Origin of the sequence: Aureimonas fodinaquatilis (genome assembly GCF_008369445.1) — a bacterium.
GTDB lineage: Bacteria > Pseudomonadota > Alphaproteobacteria > Rhizobiales > Rhizobiaceae > Aureimonas > Aureimonas fodinaquatilis.
Map to the genome: position 1 here is coordinate 248,690 of NZ_VTWH01000002.1, position 18,322 is coordinate 267,011.

Below are 18,322 nucleotides of genomic sequence, written 5' to 3' on the forward strand. Positions count from 1 at the left end.
TGCTCTTCGAGGAAACGACACCACAGGGTGGCAAGGTCGTTTTAGTAAGATATCCAGAAGGGTATCGGCTACGCCATCACGGCGAGACGGTATGGCGAGAGCAACCGGTCGAATGATGCTCGACCACTACGTCGGCCTTCCGTTTGCAGAGCGCGGACGGGATGGCGACGGCTTGGACTGTTGGGGCTTGCTACGGCTGATCTACCGCGAACAACTCGGCATCACCCTGCCGTCGTTCGCAGACGCATACATGACAACTGAAGATGGCGTGGCGCTGGCTGACCTGATGGCCGGTAACATGGGACCATGGATTGAGGTCGCGCGGGATTCTGAACGTGTGGGGGACGGTGTGCTGATGACGCTTGCCGGTCAACCTCGTCATATCGGCATCGTGGCTGCGCCAGGCTTCGTCCTTCACATTGAGCGCGGCATGGGTTCGATCATCGAGCCTTTCACTTCGCCTCGCATCAGTCGCCGCATAGTCGGGTTATTCCGTCACCGGAGTGCAGCATGACGACATTACAGCGCCGGAAGCAGGAGCTTCAGGGCAACGTCTATGGATCAGGCGATACCGTCAAAGTGGTGGTCGCCTCGCATCCGCTGCGCATGGATCGCGTCGAGATCATCATGCTGGCGGGTTTGTCGGTTGCTGAGATTGCCGAGCAGGCGGCAGTTGAAACCCGGATCAGCGATCTGGCAACCGCGGTGGTCTGCTACATCGACGGTCATGTTGTTGAGCGGACAAACTGGTGTCGGGTGCGTCCGAAAGTCGGCACGACGATTGTTCTGCGCGCTGTGGCCGAAGGGCCAATCTTCGCCGGCGTTGGTGCAATTTTCTCAGCCATATCTGCTGCGACTGCCAGTGTGTCTGCGTTTATTGGCGGTCTGGGTATTCTCGGCAAGGTCATCGGCCTTGGTTTGGCGATCGGTGCGCAGTATCTTCTGAGCGCATTGTTTCCAGTTCGTCAGCCGCAGCTGGATCGCGAAGTTCAGGAGCAAGGCAAGCAAGCATTCTCAATTTCTGGCAGCCGCAACTCGGTTGCCACGTGGGAAGCTGTGCCTGTTGTGATGGGTCAACATCGTATGACGCCGTATTACGGTGCGCAACCCTACACGGAAGCCTTTGGCAGCGACCAGTTCTGGCGCGGATTGTTTGCGTGGTGCTATGGCTCGGCAACCATTTCGGATGTACGCATCGGCGAGACACCGCTTCACAGTTTCCAGGACGTGCAGATTGAGCATGCCTGGGGTTATCCGGGCGAGGGTGAGCTGAGCCTCTACAACCGGCAGGTGATTGAAGAGCCGCTATCCATCGATCTTGAGCAGTCATTGGGTTGGGTATCTCGCACAACAGCGACCGGTGTGACGGAAATCAGCGCAGATATTGTGTTCCCGTCTGGCCTCTACAGCATGACGCTGAGCGACGGTCGCAAGCATCTTCGAACCGTCATTCTTGAGGCGCGATACAGGAACATCCATTCGCTGGAATGGTATAGCTTCCCGCAGATGCGTGTGAGTGAACGCACCGTGGATCCGGTCAGGCGAACCTTTGTCGCTTATGTTCCGCCTGGGCAGTATGAAGTTCAGATCATCCGGATCACCACAGACGATACGGCAACGAACAATCAGGACTTGCAGTTCGTCTCCAAAACAATTCTGTCGGCCATCCGAGGCGCAAGGCCGACCAGCCCGATCACCTTTAATCGCCCTCTTGTGCGCTCAGCTGTTCGCATTCGTGCAAACCAGCAGCTGAATGGCGGTCTGGATAGCCTGAACGGCATCGTTTCCGCTCACGCCGTCATGGGCTTCAATGGCACACACTGGCAGGCAGCTCTGCCAACGCGCAACCCTGCGAACTGGATCCGGCATGCTTTGCAAGGTCCGATGAACGCCCGTCCGGTTCCAAACAGCCAGATCGATATTCCAGCTCTTGAAGAGTTCTGGCGCTACTGCAATGCGCAAGGGTTCAACTACGATGCGGTGATTACGTCGGCACGCTCCGTCTTTGATATGGTTGCCGAGATCGCTGCCGCTGGCCGTGCCGTGCCGGTCTTCAAAGATGGCAGATGGTCGGTGGTCTGGGATCAGGCGGAATCGCCTATCGTGCAGCAGTTTACGCCTCGCAACTCTTGGGGCTTTGAAAGCCGCCGCGAATACATCGTCATGCCGCACGCCTTCAAAGTTCGGTTCATCAATCGGGAGAAGGGCTTCATCGAGGATGAGCGCATTGTCTATGACGATGGATACAACGCGACCAACGCCACGCTGTTCGAAGGACTGGAATTCCCCGGTGTAACCGATCCGCAGACTGTTTGGCGGCACGCTCGTTTCCATATCGCTCAGCTGCGCCTGCGCCCTGAAACCATCTCGATCAACGCCGATTGGGAGAACCTGATCTGCACACGCGGTGACCGGGTTCGCATTCAAAGCGACGTCATGCTTGTGGGTCAGGTGTCGGGCCGCATCACCGGCAATTCACCCGGCTTCCTGCATGTTGATGAGGTTGTCACGGTCGAGGCTGGCAAGCGCTACACTCTCCGCTGGCGCGACAGCAATATGGCAAGCTTCTCTGTTGTCCTGAACGATCTGCCTGTCGGTGAATACACCCGCATTCCATGGGCAACCGGGTTCCCGGCAGTGGGCAACCTGTTCAGCTTTGGTGAGGCCGGGATTGAAACTGCCGTCTTTCGGGTTCTGTCGATCGAAACGAATACAGACCTGACAGCGCGCATCACTTTGGTAGACGACGCCCCGGCAATCAGTCTGGCTGATCGCGGAACCATACCGCCGTTTCAGTCTAACGTGTCGCGTCCGCCTGATCCATTCTTGCAGCCGCCAACAAATATTCAGACCAATCAGGAAGCCTATCAGGACGGTGAGCGTTGGTTTGCCCGTGTCAGGCTGTCATGGGATGCCCCACGCATGGGCCGGGTGCAGACATTCGAGATCGCCATGCAGGACCGCTCGACAAGTGGTGAATGGCGAGCCCTCGGAAGCGCGCCAGCATCACAAACGCTGTATGTCATCGAAGGTCTGGAAGAGGGCATCTATGCCTTTCGCGTCCGCGCTGTTTTTGACAATGGCACGTTCTCAGGCTGGCTGACTTCGGAAGGCATCTCAACTACAAGCCTGCTTGAGCCGCCAGCCAATGTGACCAGCTTCAATGTTTCGGTGCTGGGTGATATCTCAACGCTTGCGTGGAATTCGGTTCCGAATGCCGCTTGGTATGAAATCCGCTTTGTGCCGTTCGGAACTGAGCCGGTCTGGAACAGCGCAACACCGCTCGTGCCGCGTGCTTCTGGCACGTCTGCGCAGGTGCCGACAATGGTTGGCTCGTATCTGATCAAAGCTGTTCGCGGCAACGGGGTTCGGTCAAGGGCGGCAACTGCCATTCAAACCAATGTTGCCGGTCTGATCGGCCTCAATGTCGTGGAGATCCTGACAGAAGCTGGATGGCCGGGAGTGCTGGATCGTCTGGAAATCTCCAGCGGCAATCTGCGCCTGCTATCGAAGAACGTAATCGGTAACTGGACGGCGCTCTCTGATGTGCCAAGCATGGCCGTCGGTGTTGAGGGCTCTGGTTCAAACGTCCAGATCGAGGGTTATTACGCCTTCGCTCAAGTTGTTGATCTGGGTGGAATTTATACCAGCCGTCTGACCGCATCCATCGATGCAGAAGGCGCTGACCTCACCAACGTCATTGGCAACTGGTCGGCATTGTCGGCAGTCACTTTGATGGACAACAGCGAGCCGGAAGATTGGGGCGTTGAGCTTCAGTTCCGGACCACGAATGATAGCCCGTCTGCCAATGAGTGGTCTGAATGGAGGCCACTTGTCGTTGGTGACGTGACAGCCAGAGCCTTCCAGTTTCGGCTTCGTCTGAATGGCAAGGCTGAGATGGACAATGACTATTCAACCATCAGCCCGATTGTTCACGGCGTTACCGTCTCGATTGACATGCCTGATCGCGTGGACGCGGCAGAGGATCAGCTCGTTCCGACAGCAGGGCGGCGGGTCACATTCGAGCCAGCCTTCGTTGCCCTGAAAGGTCTTGCCATCGCTGCACAGGACATGGCGACAGGCGACCGCTACGCCATCACCAACAAAGATGAGACAGGGTTCTTCATCCGGTTTTTCAACTCCACAAATACAGCCGTCCCACGCACCTTCGACTATGTCGCCAAGGGCTACGGCAACCTTCTCAACTGATCGGAGAATGATATGAGCCAAGGCTTTCTTGGAACGCTTGAGGCAGCAGCCACGAGCGGTGGTGAACTTGCGGCCCTTCTACGGACTTGGCAGGATGCCGTTCACTCACAGCACTCCGGCGCTGCAAGGCCATCTTACGCCCAGCCTGGTATGTATTGGCTTGATACGTCAACGACGCCATGGGTGCTGAAGCTCTTCACCGGCACGGTTGATGTTGCCATTACGGCAGTCGATCCGGGGTCTGGACTGGGAACATCGCTTGCTGGGTTGGTTGACGGCAGTGTGACCGGTGCAAAACTTGCGGATGCAACTATTCCTCTTAACAAGCTTGTCGATTTGAATGCTCAAAGGGTCTTGGGGCGCACCTCTGGTAGCGGCCCGGCCAACGAACTGGATATGGACGCGCTCTGGAACATGATCGCGGGACAATCCGGTAACTTCGCTGGCTCAGGCGCGATGGCTTTCCCAATAAACGTCTTGGGCGTTCGACGGACGGCACTATACCAATGGGGCACCATTCTTGGGCCAACATCAGACTATGTCATTGCTTATCCAATGGCCTTTCCAAACGGCGTCCTGAAACCAGACGTCACAATGTTCAGCGGCGGAACTGGCCTAGTCGCGGTGACCTGCAACGTCGAAAGTGTCAACACCGCATCCTTCACGGTTCGACGCAGAATTATCTCAAATGGCGGCACGGTGGCGACCAGCACCATTGGCGGCTACTGGTCAACGTGGGGTTGGTAACATGGCAGAGATCAAATACTTCGCGTCATTCGATAACAACGGCTTCCCGACTGCATACTATTGGGGCGAAATGTGGCCAGTGGTCCCGGCGAACACGGTGGAAATTTCAGAAGCACACTATCTGGAGTTCATCAATAATTCCGGCGCTCGCGTCTGGGATGGCGAAAAGCCTGTCGTTTATGAGCCGCCAGCTCCTGACCCTGAGCCAATCCGCATTCCTGCCGCAACTTTCTTCGACAGGCTGACAGAGGATGAGGCAGATCAGCTTGATGATGCCATGATGACCAAGACTGTGAAGTTTCGCCGCGCCTGGCAGGCAGCCACGTCATTCGATGAGGACAGTGATCTGTGGCCGGTGATGCGGGCTGAAATGGTCGATCTGTTCGGCGAGCCCCGCACAGCAGAGCTGCTGACGCTCTGACCCGAACCAAAATCTGACGTTGATCGCCGCCCATCGAGGCGGTTTTTTATTGGGGATTTCCATGGCCAACACCCTCTACCCGAAATTCAAGGAAGCGCTGCTGTCCGGCGATATCGATCTTGCTGGCGAGCCGGTTCTCGCCATGCTGGTCGATACGAGCGAATACGCGTTTGACCCGGCCCATGACGCATTGAACGATGTTCCGGCAGATGCCCGGATCGGCGATCCGCAGGCGTTGGATGACAAGACCATCACCGACGGCGTGTTCAATGCGGCAGAGGTGACATTCACCGCTGTTCCCGCCGGCGGCGTGGCGGGGGCCATTGTCATCTTCGCCCAAGGAGCATCGGAAGCGCAATCGCGACTGGTCGCATTCTTCGACACGGTTGGCGGTCTACCGATCACGCCGAACACTGGCGATCTTATTGTCGAGTGGGACGCCGCCGCAATCCTGTATCTCTGAGGGCTGACCCATGGCCGAGACCATCCCAGCCCCGCCGATCGTTCGGGGTTATGCATATGCTGTTCGCATTGCCGTCGAAGGTAGCGAACCGGCATTTCCGCAAGGCTCGCGTCTGCGCGCACAGGTACGCCGCTTCACCTATTCGCCGGTGATTGCCGATCTCGACACGAGCAACGGCGGGCTGGCGAGGGTGAGTGACAGCACGATTGAGGTTAGGCTGACCGAAGCCCAGACCGCGCTGATTGATGGCCAGTCCGTAATGCTGGATTTTGTTCGCACCGACGTCAACCCGGATGCCTATCAGTATTTGCAAATCCGCCTGCCGGTGATCATGCCAGTCACGAGGTCCGCATGAAGACGGTCACAGTCGCTCGTCTCACTCGCCTGGCGACAGTCAGGGCTGCTGATAGTCTGCGCGTGACATCAATCGAAACTGCGCCAGCGCGGGAAGGCAGCAACCATTATCTGGACGTGCTAGCCATAGCCTCAACCAGTGGCTTGGTTGCGCCAACGGTGCGTGTAGCACCTATACGCCTTCGAGTGCCTGCAATTGGACCTGAGAGCGGCGTCGTCTCGCCGAATGTTCGACCCGCGCCGATCCGCTTGCTGACTCCACCAATTGCCGCGACGAGCGGTTTGTTTTCGCCAGCGCTTCGACCAGCTCCTATAAGGCTGACCGTCCCGGCCATCGCATCAGGTTCCGGCGTTCTTGCGCCAACAGCCAGAGCTGATGCGCCTTGGTACGACAACCCCATGTTCGACACTTGGGGCGCAGGTGTAGACTGGAACAATGACCGCGCCTTTATGCCAATCGGCCCAAAGGTCGGCGGCAAATATCCCAAGCGCGAAGCGGCAATCAGCGAAATCATCACGATCGAAGGCCCAGCCGGTCGCAGCTACATACCCGTGAACGGTTTACCCTTCTCATATGATACACCTGAGAACGCACCGCGCATAAGCTGGGATAGAGGGAAGCGGCAATATTGGATAGATCCAACCCCGCGTTTCAATCGCATTTACAACGCTGCGATCTTCATCACGCCTGTGACTATCCACATGATCAACTACAGCTACCTGTTCAGCTTCTACGGCACTGGATATGTGGAATGCACTGGCGACACTGTACCGGGTGGCTCGTGGCGTCTCGATGGCACCGGCGCGAACGAAATGGTTTGGGCCTTCCTGCCTCATCCCGATTCCGGAGATGTTACGGTCACACCGCATGGTGATGTCCGCTTCATCAACGTCGATACCCACGGCGTGACCGGCCTTGATCCGAACTATCCCACCAACTTTATTCCGACCGGCAATGAGCGCGTTGATCGGCCACGAGAGCATGCGGTGCTGGCACCGGATATCGTTGCGATGCTGGGGCAGGCGGGATCAATGCTGATCCAAGGGCAGTTCACGACCGGCGTCAACAATCTTGTGCCTGGTGGCAACAACCGTCGCGTTATCGTCGGCTGGGATCATGACGCCTATCTCGGCATCGATGGCGATGGGAACGTGGTTAACAACACCGGCCACGGCAATCTGCTTTCAACGCCGCTTGGCTCTGGCGACAGCTACGATCCATTCCGGGTGGTGTTCAGCTTCCAGGACCGTGACGGCGTGGGCGGTGATGGCATAAGGCGCGTGGCAGCCAATGGTGGAGCCGTGGCTCAACATGCTCATCCATGGCAGGGCGGGCCGGGCGACCACACAGGCTTCACGCTCGCCCGCGTGCCGAACTGGTTCCAGGCGCAAGATGCCGGCGCAGGCGGCTATGATCTGATGCTGTTCTCGCCAGAGCTTATGGCAGCAACGGACGTGCAGGCGGCATCCGTATATTCATAGCAGCGATCATTCTGGCCCAAACTTCGATCACCTACTTAACAGTGACCCGATAGACTTTGCCAAAGACGGGATGAGCTTGGGGTCCAACGCCACATTCGTAATCGCCGTTTAATAGGCGCGGATCCTTATAGAAAGCAGATGCGGCATTATAAACTACGCTGCGGCATGCCTCCACTGAGCCGACATCGTCAAAAGATTTGAAGACCGTTAAGTCAGATCGAGACGGATAAAGATAGGCGTCGACTTGCTCCCAAGGAGCGGAGCTTTCTGTCCAAAACCAATTTGCAACGGTTTTTGCAGGGTCTCCGAGCCAGAACCACAAAGCAACGCCGATCACCAAAAGAAATCCCATGCTTTAACCTCCAGTAGCCGGCCAAGCTCGACGCGCCGACTGCTTAACATGCCGCGCAATTAAATTTTGCACAACTGCGGAGCTTCCTATGAAAATGAGCAATCGCGGTCTGGCCGAATTGGCCGGACACGAAGGAATTGTCACGTCCAGATACAAGGACAGCGTTGGCATCTGGACAATCGGTGTGGGCCACACCCAGGCTGCCGGTCCGCCTGACCCTGCGAAAGACACGCGGACATATGAAGTCCAGGAGCTGATTGAACTGTTCCGGAAGGATGTAGCGAAATACGAAGCGGATGTGCTCCGTGCGGTGAAGGTGCCGCTGACACAGACGCAGTTCGATGCGCTGGTTTCCTTCCATTACAACACCGGCGGCATCAGTAATGCGCAGCTTACCAAGTCGCTGAACGCCAAAGATTACAAGCGTGCAGGCGATCAGTTCATGGGCTGGTCCAAGCCCGCAGAAATCATTCCGCGCCGGCAGAAAGAGCAGAAGCTTTTCCAGAGTGGCGTCTATTCGAACGGCGGCATGGCGAATGTTTATCCTGCTTCAGCATCTGGTGCTGTTCAATGGGGCAAAGGCAAGCGGATTGACGTGTTGAAGCTGCTTGAGAACAAGCCGACGCCACCACCATCTAAGCCCGACGACGCAGGCGCCTCAGTGCCAAGTGACGGCAGTTCGCCACCACCTCGCACCCCGTCCACCATCCTCGCAGAAATCCGGGCTCTCCATGAGGAGCTTGCAGCAGCCATCGGCTGACACTCTTCCACAAGGAAACATCGCCATGAAAACCGACACACGAGTCGTGGCTGCGATCGACAAAGCGCTGAACAGTGCCGTTGCGTCTTCGCACATCAACCTCACGTCAACTGACGCAACAGCCGTGCGCGATCGGCTGATCAATGAAGTCGCGCCGACAGTCATCAACCTGACCAACAACGAACCGCTGTGGCAATCGCGCGTCCTCTGGGGCGCTCTGCTGTCCGCAATTGGCGGCACGGCTGCGCTGATCGGCTACCCTCTGTCGGCTGAATATCAGAACCGTGTGCTCGAAACGATCATGCTTTGGGTCATGGTTGGCGGGCTGGTGTCTGGACCAGCGCTTACCTGGTGGGGACGTCTTCGCGCCCGCAAGCCGATTGGCACCTGACCACCCCATGCGCAGCAAGGATTACCGTACCCATGGATCTAAACGGCGACCTCTTCGGAAAGAACACACAGTTGGTGGTCGCCGGTATTGCCGGAGGCCTTGTCCGTTGGCTGACACTTCGGGAGAGCTGGCGGAGTCTTCTGCCAACTCTTCTGGTTGGTGCGCTCACTTCAGTTTATCTCGGCCCTCACTTCACAAACTGGCTGTCTCCGATCCTTGGAGCCATCACACCAACGGGAACCAGTGAAGACACGCTTGGCGGCTTTCTGGCTGGGGTGGTGGGTATTGGCCTGACTGGCCTCATCATCGACTTCTGGAATGTGAGGCGCGGCAAGATTGTACCATCGGAAACCGATAAGGGGCCGACGACATGAGGAACAAGGCAAAGGTTGCAGCCAAGTTCGCGATCGGTCGCGCTCTTGCTGTCATGTATGGCGCATTAGTTGGCATCGGATTCTGGGCCATCATGCTGATGGTTGGCCCGGTAATCGAGGCGCGGCTCTATCCTGTGATCCACCATTTCACGATTGAGGATGTAGTCCGAACCCCGGCAGGCGTGCTGTTCACGCCGCACTTCTACAAGCAGCGCACAGCGTTTTATCAAGGCTCATCGTGGGAGGTTGTGAACGAGGACGGTTCGAACGTCAGGGTGCAGGCCCAGTTGCCGACCGTCTTTACCGCGCCGGAGACAGGCCCAGTTGGCCCGCGTGTAGGCCGGCAGATATTCCTGCCATTGCCGGAGGGACCGCAGTGCTTCATTGGTACCTACTTCCACGACACTGGATTTTTCTGGCAGGCAGCAACGAGGTTCGGGCCGTTCTGTATCCGGTAAATAAATCGAAATCATAAGGCGCCGAATTCGAGGTTAAGCGGCCTCCCGTAAAATAGCTAGCTGCAGTTTGTCCTCAAGCCTGCCGCTGCTCTGTATTGAGCGCTCCTTTATAATTCCGAGTTGCAAACCGATGTGTTGGCGGACACCACGAAGCGCCCCAGTTACATTTTCAGCCTCGTCAAAAGCTTGAGTGGCAGCGGTTCTCTGGAGGAAAGCCGCAGCGTGCAAACGAACAACACGTGTGATTTCGTCATCGAGACCATCAGAGGGACTTAATATTTGAACTGCCTCGAAATGACATTTCTCTTTAATCAAAATCGAAGCCAGGGTTGATCTGAGTAACCGGCGCTCTCTATCGAAAGGAACAATTTTGAGGGCAGTTTCGACACGCTTTTTAGCATCACCGATCCTGCCAGATCTCAATTCAATAAGTGCGCGCAAATTCTCTGCTCGCCATCCGGCCTGCGTTTCGCTGGTTATCCCGCTAATAATATCAAGAGCTTCGACAAACTTGCTTGAGATAGCTAGAAGAGATGATTTAGCGATAGGAGCTCGTAAATTATACGGTGCTGCTGATATTATGGCATCATAGGCCTCAAGCGCCTGATCATCAGCACCAAGCGACTTAAGCACACTAGCACGCTCAAGAGCTGCTGGAATATACTTCGGATAATTTGCGCTCACCACGTTTAGCAATTCCAGAGCGCGCGTCCGTTCACCCATTCTTCGAACTGTGACAGCCTTTCCGACTTGAAGTCGAGGATCGTCGGGAAACTCTTTCATTCCCTTATCCAATGCATCTTGGGCCTCACTAAAGCGGTTTAATTCTATAAGAGTGTCCGCTAGGCCGATATAAGGTGAGGGCAAGAAGGGGAAACGCGCCATGCAAACATTGTAGGTGGACAGTGCTTCTATATGCCTGCCCTGAAGTCGTCGAAGATCCGCTAATCCGAGTTGGGCGGTACTATCATGCTCATAATTAGTAATAATTCGATTGTATTCCTGCTCAGCTCGAGCAAAGTCGCCTGTCAGTTTCGATATAGTAGCCTGTCCATTCAAAGCAGACAGGCGAAAGAATGCATTCGTGTTATCAACTCTGATATAACTATTGCGCGCTTCGGTGAATCTTCCAAGTTCAACTAAAGTAGAACCACGGCCTGTAAAAAGTATTCCTTCGAAAGGAAACTCCGAAAGGGCGTTGTCATATACTGAAAGAGCTTCATCTAAACGTCCAACGTCTCTCAGCGTTGCTCCCAAGCCGGCGTAGGCATGAAATACATCATTGTGATCCCTATATAGCTCTATACTCGATCTGTAAGCCGCCTCTGCCTCTGCTAGCCTACCTTGGGCCCTCAGAATACGAGCGCAACCAGTCGCGTAGAATGACGGCGCTGACGCCTTGACCCGTTCGAGAACGACTTGAGCTTCCATAAATCGGTTTAAAATTATGAGTGCGTCTGCTAAATGACCGTGCGTCATTGTGTCTTCAGGGCAGATTTCCGTGGCACGCTGCGCCCATTCGAACTGTAGTTCGAAAATTGCAACCTTCTGAGCTTCTTTGCTTAATTTGCAGAGTGATTTTGCGATGTCCGAAGTGTCACTAGTGGCGCGTTGGCTTTCAATCAACGCTTCTGTGAATCGGCGGGCTGACTTGATATCTCCAGATCTTAATTTGTCGATAATAGCCAATTGTTGCTGAATCGCATTCTCATAAGCGCGCCTTGCGGCCGCGCCATACGGCGCTAGATTAACCTCATGATCCTGGATTTCTGCCGCGGATTTCAGCTTTGGCAACACCATCTGTGGCTTGCGGAAATCTTCAGTCCAATATCGAACGATGCCTCTATAATTCTGTAGTGACACTAAGTCTTTGTAGACAGAAAAAATTGCTAGGCTGGCGTCAGATGTTTTTATACCCTTTGCGAGCTTGGTGAAGCTACCCCTTCTAATCACTATCGCTCGAGTGTTTTCCTTCGTGTCGGAGCTCGCAAAGCTCGCTTGTGGTATTGCGTCGAATCCATTCCGAACACGAGTAATCTCATCTTGATGGTCGCAGATGTCATGAAGAAGCTCTTCCAGATGTTCAAGCTCTCTTACGGCCAAGAGCGCTCGCTCGATATTGAAACTTGGAAGAAATGGGTGGCTGAAAAAGGTATCTGTAACTCGACGTCGGATAGTCGCGCTTGATATCAAATCATTTAGATCGACCGCCAAATCCCGTCTGTCGGAATCATCATCATCTGACTCCAACAATAGTATAAATAGTCTGACAGCTACATCCGCGTCATGCGCTGTTCTGGTGGCAGTTTCTGCTGCAACCTTCGAAGATACTTCGATGACCTCAACATCGTCGCTATTTTGAAAGGCGTACCCAAGTTGGGCAGTCTCCAAGCGCACACCTTCGCCGACCCCAAGATCGTACAGCACATGCCCAGTAGCTGATGGAATCGCGTATCTGGCCAGGTGACCTGAAATGATGGCTTGCATTATTGCTCTTCCACCTCCACGCCAATATTTTCTAAGTGGCGTTTGACGTTCCGCCAAATATGCCGTTCAGGCCCTTTAGGAAGGGTTGTTGCGATCACCTTCGATATAGAATTGCGGTTCAAGGAGCCGAAAATATGAACCTCAACGAAGTCCGCATCAAATCCATCACGCTGATCCATCAGAATTGCAGGATAAGTCTCAACCTTTGTGGCGGAGGTTATTTGGGCATATAACTTGGCCTGCGCTAAGAGATGTCTAGATTGCCAGTCTGCTCGGTAACCCCTCGGGGGCAAGTCCCCCACGACGATCGCATGCTTCTTAAGAAATAGCGATGGATTTTCCTCAAATACGGACGAGCGCTGCTCAATTACATGCTCTTTAAACTCCACATGGAACGAGCCGTAATATTTCACTCCAATTCCGTCAAGCGAGAGCGCTGCGAAGTGTAGTTGATCATGGTAGTGGGGATTGATTGTTGAGTCGGCTGCTTCCCGGGTTCTATCCCACTTGTTATCCTCTGGCTGTCTCTCGCCGGCTCTAAACTGTTGGTAGAAAGTGGTCATTGCAAGATTGCCGTTAGAAACTATCTTGTCCAAAGGCCCAAGATTCCTTGTCATTACAACCTTGGACTTGGCAACTTCGTCTCCAAACTGTGTAAATTGCTTAAGCGATCCGGTGGTTTCGGCCATTCTTTTTGCGGCCTGTACCCTCTCATCTAAGGCAGCAACTTCTTCTCCCTCGCGGGAGGCTCTTACGTTTGGCGGTAGTGCGGCAAACCCACACGTAGGGCAGTCTCTTAGAAAGGGCGACAGTTCGTGATTGCAGCGCTCACATTTCTCGATTCGCGTATTAGTTGTCTGTGGCACCATCACATCCTAAAACCATCACTCCGAGCAACATTAATCATGAAACATTGAAGTTCCAACCGTATCATCAGCCTTTAGAGTGTATATCTCAACAGAGGCAATCGAGTCATCAGACTGGGATGTGCGATGTCATTCTCGAACTAAAAGGCAGGAAAACGGGAGAGGAGAAGGCCATTTCTTCGGCTATCTTACGTGGAAGCCGAATAGGCAAGGCGGCCACTGTTTGCTCACCGCCGTCTCTTTTGAATAATGTCACGTTTGAATAATGTCACGAACATCGGTCAATTTGAATCGAGACGCAGACCCCTCCGCCTTATGGAAGCAGTATGTTTAGCCGCGGCGATCTATATGCTGTTTCTCGATCGGGAAGTCTTGGGCGCGGGCATTCCGGCTTTTATCATCCATCAACGAAATCATCGCTGCGCCGATCATCATAGCCGCGATGGAATACGCAATGATGCGGTCGGGTCGTAAGTTCGACATCCCAAATCCTGACATTGACAGGTAGATGCTGAGGTAACTAACCACGCAAAATTGTGCAATGCGGCAAATGTATCAAATTGTATCGATTGTGATTCGCCGGAGGCATGCGTCGGCAAAAATCAAAGATGACCTTTTTTGTGAAGCTCAAGACCGGAAGCGGATAGCCTTACTTCGGCCGTGCCATCAGTCAGGGCATAAATTTCAACCAAATCACGCTCCAACAAAGTGCGAAGGTATGGTGCGAATGCTGGAGGAAGCATCGACACGGCGTATCCGCCACCGGAAAGCTCAGCCAATGTATCAAGCACAGAAGGAGCTAGGTCGCTCAAACGCCCAGGCATGCGATCGAACTTTCCATATGAGAAGGTTTCCCGTGTTTAGTACTGGAGTGTGGGTACGGTCCAGCGCATTAGTCAGGCTGGATGATCACTAGTGAGTGTCACTTAATAACCTTCGGGTGAAACGTGCACGGCTCTTCCGGGGAATGCTTCTGCATTATCCGGGCACCGTTTTGCAGATAAAGTGTGTGGTTCGGATACTGTTTCACCGCTGCCTCCCATGCGCCCCGGATCACGTATACGCAATCGGATGTGGCGAGCGTCGTTGAATAGTCCAGCAGCTTCTCCTGCCAATCCAGCTCGCGCTCAATGTGAAATAGTGTCGGGTGAATACGCGGATAGCGCCCCATAGCCTTGCCTCATGTGTTCTCTCTTTGTTCTAAATCCAACAGTCAGAGAGATTCGACAAGTGGCTATTTCAGCAGCTGCGAAAACGGGATGTACTTCGTCGTCCAATCAGCATCGCCAATCTTGCTGACAAGCTCGATCGAAAACGTGTCAAAGCCTTCTGGGAACTTGTCTAGCGTCTCAGCTGCCAGACTGCGCAGCAACTGCATCAGCTCATCGTCTGAAACCGGTGCGCTACTTTGAAGCACCTCTTGATCACTCAGCGCTTCATTGTTCTCGTCAACGGCAGTGTATGCGTAGCGATTGGCTGGGTGTGGCATCGTTTTGTGCTCCGTTAAGACACGGACAAATAGGACTGTTCTGGCCGTTGAGAATGGATGTGTGGGCGAGGTTTTCCACATTCTGAATTAGATGTGGATGGGAAATCACTAGAGCAAGCATTCCCCCAATTTTCCCCCACAACAGTGTGAATGTTCCTGCAACGTTCTGCATAACACAGCACGATTCTACATGGACGATTGTGGGGTAAAGCCTGCTTAAGGGCCTGAAATGGCGGAGAGGATGGGATTCGAACCCACGATACCGTCACCGGTATACTCCCTTAGCAGGGGAGCGCCTTCGACCACTCGGCCACCTCTCCGTAACGGTCAGATATCATATTCCAATGCTTCTGCAACCTCATACCTTGCATTAATTTACAGGATACCCGCCTCCGGCAAGGCAAGTTGTTGAAACTCCGGTGAAACAGCGCAGAACCCACACTAAAAAATTTCCTGTGCGGGCGAAGTAAGCATCGTTCAGAATTTGAAGCGCAACTCCTTCACGCGCACCATCAAAACTAGGTGTCATCACTTCCGGTCTTCCTTCGTTTCTCCCATTCCGTCCAGAAATGGATGACTAAAAGCAGGGGGATGGATATGAATGTGGCGGCGATGACTGCGGCGAGCGTGGAGATACCGGTTTGAATGTTGAGGATCAAAACCGCAATCGTGCCCACTGCTAACAAATATTCAAAAAGTGCCAGCGACCAGCCGGTCAAGCGGTCGAAAGCGGCTTTGAAGCTTCTCGTGCTATGATGTTCAGGCTCTTCGCTCATTTGATACTCCCGTCACTCTGTATTTGACGTCAAATGGGAGCAGAGTCTTGGTAGGATCCACTGCAGCGCTTGGCTGGAGCCAGTCTGCTTGGCTTTTAGGGTGCTTAAAAACTGCCAGTTCGGATTTAATTCCAAATCGGGAATTCAAACTACCCGCCGCCAGTCGGCAATCCGCTTAAATGCAGAAACTACTTTTACAAAAGCCTAACCGGTGTCTCTCACCCGTTCCTTGCTTTCAAATTATCTTTCATGAAAACAGAGCACCAATGTCGCCAAACTCTACGATTAGCGCGTGGGTTTCCCGATCCAGGAAGGCGGACCGGTTGCAGAAGTTGCGGTAGCAGTTTCAATTCAGGTGAAAGAAGCCAGTTGGCGCGGATAAGTCACGTCTTTTCAGGAGAGAGTTGAAGACTGCGGCATTAAAGAGTAAACGACCGCGCATGATTATCTGGATATCTCTTGGCGTCGCTATCGGCGCATCGCTCGGCCTCGCCGTCTTTAAAAGCATCGGCCTGGCTCTCGGGCTTGGTTTGGCATTGGCCGTCGTGCTTGGTACCGCAGTGCGATAGTCAGCTAGGGCGTGACAGACGACGAGCGTTTGCCCGAACCTTCTTACGATAGCCTTTGACAACAGTTTCGGCGGTGCCCCCATGAGAGAGGGTCATTCCGGCTGCGCCTGCAGCAGACAGCTTTTCAGCCACCATTCTTTGGGCTTCGCGTTCTCCAGCCTTGCCGCCTCTGGCAAGCTTCATCGTTCGCAGGAACATCACCTGTTGTGACTCGATACCCAGCATCATCATATCATACCACAATCGGTGCATATCCATCTCCTGAGCAAGCTGAGATAAACGTGGCAGGAGAATGGCGGTTCCGTTGGTCGGAAATTGAGGCAAATGCCAGAGATGTGGCCACCGCGAAGGCGATGGCCACAGCCTGCAAAACCTATTTACGTGCTGGAATGACCGGCAGCATAACCCAGTTTTCCTTGCCCTCGCCAAGATGAAGCGTTGTCGTACCGCCGAAGATCTCAATCGGACGATCGACCGGGTCATCGTGCAGGAACGGACCCACGCCTGTGAACTTGTTCTTCATGTTGGAGAGCCCGGCATCTGGCGGGCCTGGATAGACATAATCGCGGCCTCTGACCGACAGCGCAATACGGCAACCCGCAGGCACCACAATGCATGTCGGCCAGATTTCAATATCCAGCTCGTAAACTTCGCCCGGTGTGAGCGGCTGCTTTTCGTCATGCGTATGGTACGGGCGATATGGCTCGCTTTTCTGCGTGTCCAGCTTGCGGTGCGACGCCCGCAGCCAACCTTGCGCAACCGGAGTGTTCGGGTCCAGCGCGCCCTGGAACACAACTTCCTCAAGGTTTGGCGTCAGCACGCGCACCACAAGGAAGAAGTCTGCATCTTCGGTTGATGAAGAAATATTGAGGCGCGCGGCAATTGGTCCTGTCAGTTCAGTATCCGCCTCCAGTGGCTCTGTCAGGAAGGTGACACCATCACCCAATGCCTTGAAGGAAACCTGGCTGCCTTGTGAGGTCTCATCCTGAGACAATGTGTGTCCCTTGGCGCCCAGATGATACTTTGTCCACTGGGTCGAAGGCAGCGGCCACGCATCTTCATGCCGCTCAACAAAGTGGTCGACATGGCGAACCTGCAACTGAACCTTGGGCTGCTGGTCCCAGCCATTCTTCTCACCCTTCAGGAAGTGGTTGAAGAAGCGGAGTTGCAGGTCGATACCATAGTCGGTGTAAAACTCGGTCCAATGCTCAATGCCGTGAACTTCCAGCCACTTGTCTTTGGAAGATACGTTGGAAAAACCTTCAAAATTGCCGCGCGGGTGCAAGCCTTGGCCGCCCCAATTGCCTGAAGAGAGAACTGGCACTGTGATTTTGGAAAAATCCGGCGTGCGCGCTTTCCAGTACTCGTCGTCCATCGCGTGTGCGCGAGCCACCTGACCGAAGTCGAAACGCGCTGACCCGCGCTCTTCGCTGGTCAAGGATTCCGGCCCGGACACCCAGCCTCCGGTCAAACGGCTGCGGTAGCCATTTTCTCCAAGCCCGTATTGTACCGACTTAACCTGCATATCGTACCAATTGGCAACGAATGTGCACAGAATGCCGCCGTGGTGGGTGCAATCGCGATAAAAATCCGCAAAGCCTTCCCAGATGCAGATTGCAGTCAGGTGAGGCGGGTTCATCGCCGCAACCTGCCATTGGTTGGTGGCATAGTAAGAAATACCGTTCAGGCCGATTTTGCCGTCACACCAATCCTGTTCCGCCGCCCATTCTATGCAGTTGTAGTAATCCTGCGCTTCACGCGGGGACCACACTTCCATATATCCGGGAGAGCGCCCGGCACCGCGGGAGTCCACCCGCACGCAGGCATAGCCATGCGGCACAAACTTTTCCGGATCAACAACTTCCCAGCTTTGGTATTTGTTGGTGGAGCCGGCAACAACATCAGGATGTTTTGTGGTCATCCGATCCCACGCAGACTTATAGCCATCTTCAAAATGCAGCCACTTGCCATAAGGGCCGTAGCTCATGATGACAGGATATTCGCCATCTTCCTCCGGACGAAAGATATCGCAGCGCAATATCACACCATCTTCCATAGGAATTGGAACATCCCAGTCTATTCGCATTCCATCGCGATATTCGGTTTTTTGCCCGTTAATCAACG

20 protein-coding genes and 1 tRNA gene are annotated in these 18,322 nt (G+C 54.3%); 12 read left to right on the forward strand and 9 right to left on the reverse strand.

All coding sequences use genetic code 11. The features are described 5' to 3' along the window. Nucleotides 1-112 precede the first annotated feature (112 nt). The 7 genes from FPY71_RS07270 to FPY71_RS07300 all read left to right on the forward strand — a co-directional run bounded on the left by FPY71_RS07270 (nucleotide 113) and on the right by FPY71_RS07300 (nucleotide 7,676). On the forward strand, nucleotides 113-514 hold the full coding sequence (locus tag FPY71_RS07270; protein ID WP_188052257.1) for an NlpC/P60 family protein: 402 nt from the start codon (nucleotides 113-115) through the stop codon (nucleotides 512-514). After that, the gene (locus FPY71_RS07275; RefSeq protein ID WP_149299183.1) at nucleotides 511-4,209 is read left to right on the forward strand and encodes a host specificity factor TipJ family phage tail protein; all 3,699 of its coding nucleotides are present in this window, start codon (nucleotides 511-513) and stop codon (nucleotides 4,207-4,209) included. Before FPY71_RS07270 ends, FPY71_RS07275 begins: the two co-directional genes overlap by 4 nt. A 12-nt stretch (nucleotides 4,210-4,221) precedes the next feature. Further along, complete coding sequence (locus FPY71_RS07280; RefSeq protein WP_149299185.1) at nucleotides 4,222-4,956, forward strand: gp53-like domain-containing protein; 735 nt, start codon at nucleotides 4,222-4,224, stop codon at nucleotides 4,954-4,956. Between the two features lies 1 nt (nucleotide 4,957). Further along, complete coding sequence (locus FPY71_RS07285; RefSeq protein WP_149299187.1) at nucleotides 4,958-5,377, forward strand: hypothetical protein; 420 nt, start codon at nucleotides 4,958-4,960, stop codon at nucleotides 5,375-5,377. Nucleotides 5,378-5,438: 61 nt separating this feature from the next. Then, nucleotides 5,439-5,840, forward strand: coding sequence for a hypothetical protein (locus FPY71_RS07290; protein WP_149299189.1), 402 nt, complete (start codon nucleotides 5,439-5,441; stop codon nucleotides 5,838-5,840). Nucleotides 5,841-5,850: 10 nt separating this feature from the next. Continuing rightward, nucleotides 5,851-6,195: a hypothetical protein gene (locus FPY71_RS07295; RefSeq protein WP_149299191.1), complete on the forward strand. Its 345-nt coding sequence runs from the start codon at nucleotides 5,851-5,853 to the stop codon at nucleotides 6,193-6,195. Next, nucleotides 6,192-7,676, forward strand: coding sequence for a hypothetical protein (locus FPY71_RS07300; RefSeq protein WP_149299193.1), 1,485 nt, complete (start codon nucleotides 6,192-6,194; stop codon nucleotides 7,674-7,676). Before FPY71_RS07295 ends, FPY71_RS07300 begins: the two co-directional genes overlap by 4 nt. 31 nt (nucleotides 7,677-7,707) lie before the next feature. Here FPY71_RS07300 and FPY71_RS07305 read toward each other — a convergent pair whose 3' ends face one another. Then, nucleotides 7,708-8,028, reverse strand: coding sequence for a hypothetical protein (locus FPY71_RS07305; RefSeq protein WP_149299195.1), 321 nt, complete (start codon nucleotides 8,026-8,028; stop codon nucleotides 7,708-7,710). Between the two features lie 94 nt (nucleotides 8,029-8,122). Here FPY71_RS07305 and FPY71_RS07310 point away from each other — a divergent pair, with 94 nt between their 5' ends. The 4 genes from FPY71_RS07310 to FPY71_RS07325 are packed head-to-tail and all read left to right on the forward strand — an operon-like array spanning nucleotide 8,123 to nucleotide 10,011. Next, nucleotides 8,123-8,788 carry a lysozyme gene (locus FPY71_RS07310; RefSeq protein ID WP_210246256.1) on the forward strand — a complete coding sequence of 222 codons (666 nt, stop codon included), beginning with the start codon at nucleotides 8,123-8,125 and terminating at the stop codon, nucleotides 8,786-8,788. Between the two features lie 25 nt (nucleotides 8,789-8,813). Continuing rightward, nucleotides 8,814-9,179, forward strand: coding sequence for a hypothetical protein (locus FPY71_RS07315; protein ID WP_149299198.1), 366 nt, complete (start codon nucleotides 8,814-8,816; stop codon nucleotides 9,177-9,179). A gap of 32 nt (nucleotides 9,180-9,211) precedes the next feature. Further along, on the forward strand, nucleotides 9,212-9,553 hold the full coding sequence (locus FPY71_RS07320; protein ID WP_149299200.1) for a hypothetical protein: 342 nt from the start codon (nucleotides 9,212-9,214) through the stop codon (nucleotides 9,551-9,553). Beyond that, the gene (locus FPY71_RS07325) at nucleotides 9,550-10,011 is read left to right on the forward strand and encodes a hypothetical protein (protein WP_149299202.1); all 462 of its coding nucleotides are present in this window, start codon (nucleotides 9,550-9,552) and stop codon (nucleotides 10,009-10,011) included. The genes FPY71_RS07320 and FPY71_RS07325 overlap by 4 nt, the downstream gene beginning before the upstream one ends. A 33-nt stretch (nucleotides 10,012-10,044) precedes the next feature. Here FPY71_RS07325 and FPY71_RS07330 read toward each other — a convergent pair whose 3' ends face one another. From FPY71_RS07330 to FPY71_RS07355, 6 genes are all read right to left on the reverse strand, one after another. Beyond that, the gene (locus FPY71_RS07330) at nucleotides 10,045-12,498 is read right to left on the reverse strand and encodes a tetratricopeptide repeat protein (protein WP_149299204.1); all 2,454 of its coding nucleotides are present in this window, start codon (nucleotides 12,496-12,498) and stop codon (nucleotides 10,045-10,047) included. Beyond that, nucleotides 12,498-13,187 carry a hypothetical protein gene (locus tag FPY71_RS07335; RefSeq protein WP_149299206.1) on the reverse strand — a complete coding sequence of 230 codons (690 nt, stop codon included), beginning with the start codon at nucleotides 13,185-13,187 and terminating at the stop codon, nucleotides 12,498-12,500. Before FPY71_RS07335 ends, FPY71_RS07330 begins: the two co-directional genes overlap by 1 nt. A 1,099-nt stretch (nucleotides 13,188-14,286) precedes the next feature. After that, nucleotides 14,287-14,535 carry a hypothetical protein gene (locus FPY71_RS07340; protein WP_149299208.1) on the reverse strand — a complete coding sequence of 83 codons (249 nt, stop codon included), beginning with the start codon at nucleotides 14,533-14,535 and terminating at the stop codon, nucleotides 14,287-14,289. Between the two features lie 63 nt (nucleotides 14,536-14,598). Next, nucleotides 14,599-14,853, reverse strand: coding sequence for a hypothetical protein (locus FPY71_RS07345; protein WP_149299210.1), 255 nt, complete (start codon nucleotides 14,851-14,853; stop codon nucleotides 14,599-14,601). A 230-nt stretch (nucleotides 14,854-15,083) separates the two neighbouring features. After that, nucleotides 15,084-15,173: transfer RNA gene (locus FPY71_RS07350), tRNA-Ser, on the reverse strand. 198 nt (nucleotides 15,174-15,371) lie between these two features. Further along, entirely contained in the window at nucleotides 15,372-15,629 is a 258-nt protein-coding gene (locus FPY71_RS07355; protein WP_149299212.1) for a hypothetical protein, read from the reverse strand. Nucleotides 15,630-16,069: 440 nt separating this feature from the next. Between FPY71_RS07355 and FPY71_RS18865 the strand changes: the two genes are divergently transcribed. After that, nucleotides 16,070-16,198, forward strand: a complete 129-nt coding sequence (locus FPY71_RS18865) for a glycine zipper domain-containing protein (RefSeq protein WP_483964273.1) — start codon at nucleotides 16,070-16,072, stop codon at nucleotides 16,196-16,198. Here the strand turns inward: FPY71_RS18865 and FPY71_RS07360 are convergent, their stop codons facing one another. Together FPY71_RS07360 and FPY71_RS07365 are read right to left on the reverse strand one after the other, a co-directional pair. Further along, a complete protein-coding gene (locus FPY71_RS07360) occupies nucleotides 16,199-16,450 on the reverse strand; it encodes a hypothetical protein (RefSeq protein ID WP_149299214.1) in 252 nt (83 codons plus the stop codon). It lies immediately after the preceding gene. Nucleotides 16,451-16,571: 121 nt separating this feature from the next. Continuing rightward, on the reverse strand, nucleotides 16,572-18,320 hold the full coding sequence (locus tag FPY71_RS07365; RefSeq protein ID WP_210246257.1) for a CocE/NonD family hydrolase: 1,749 nt from the start codon (nucleotides 18,318-18,320) through the stop codon (nucleotides 16,572-16,574). Nucleotides 18,321-18,322: the final 2 nt, after the last annotated feature.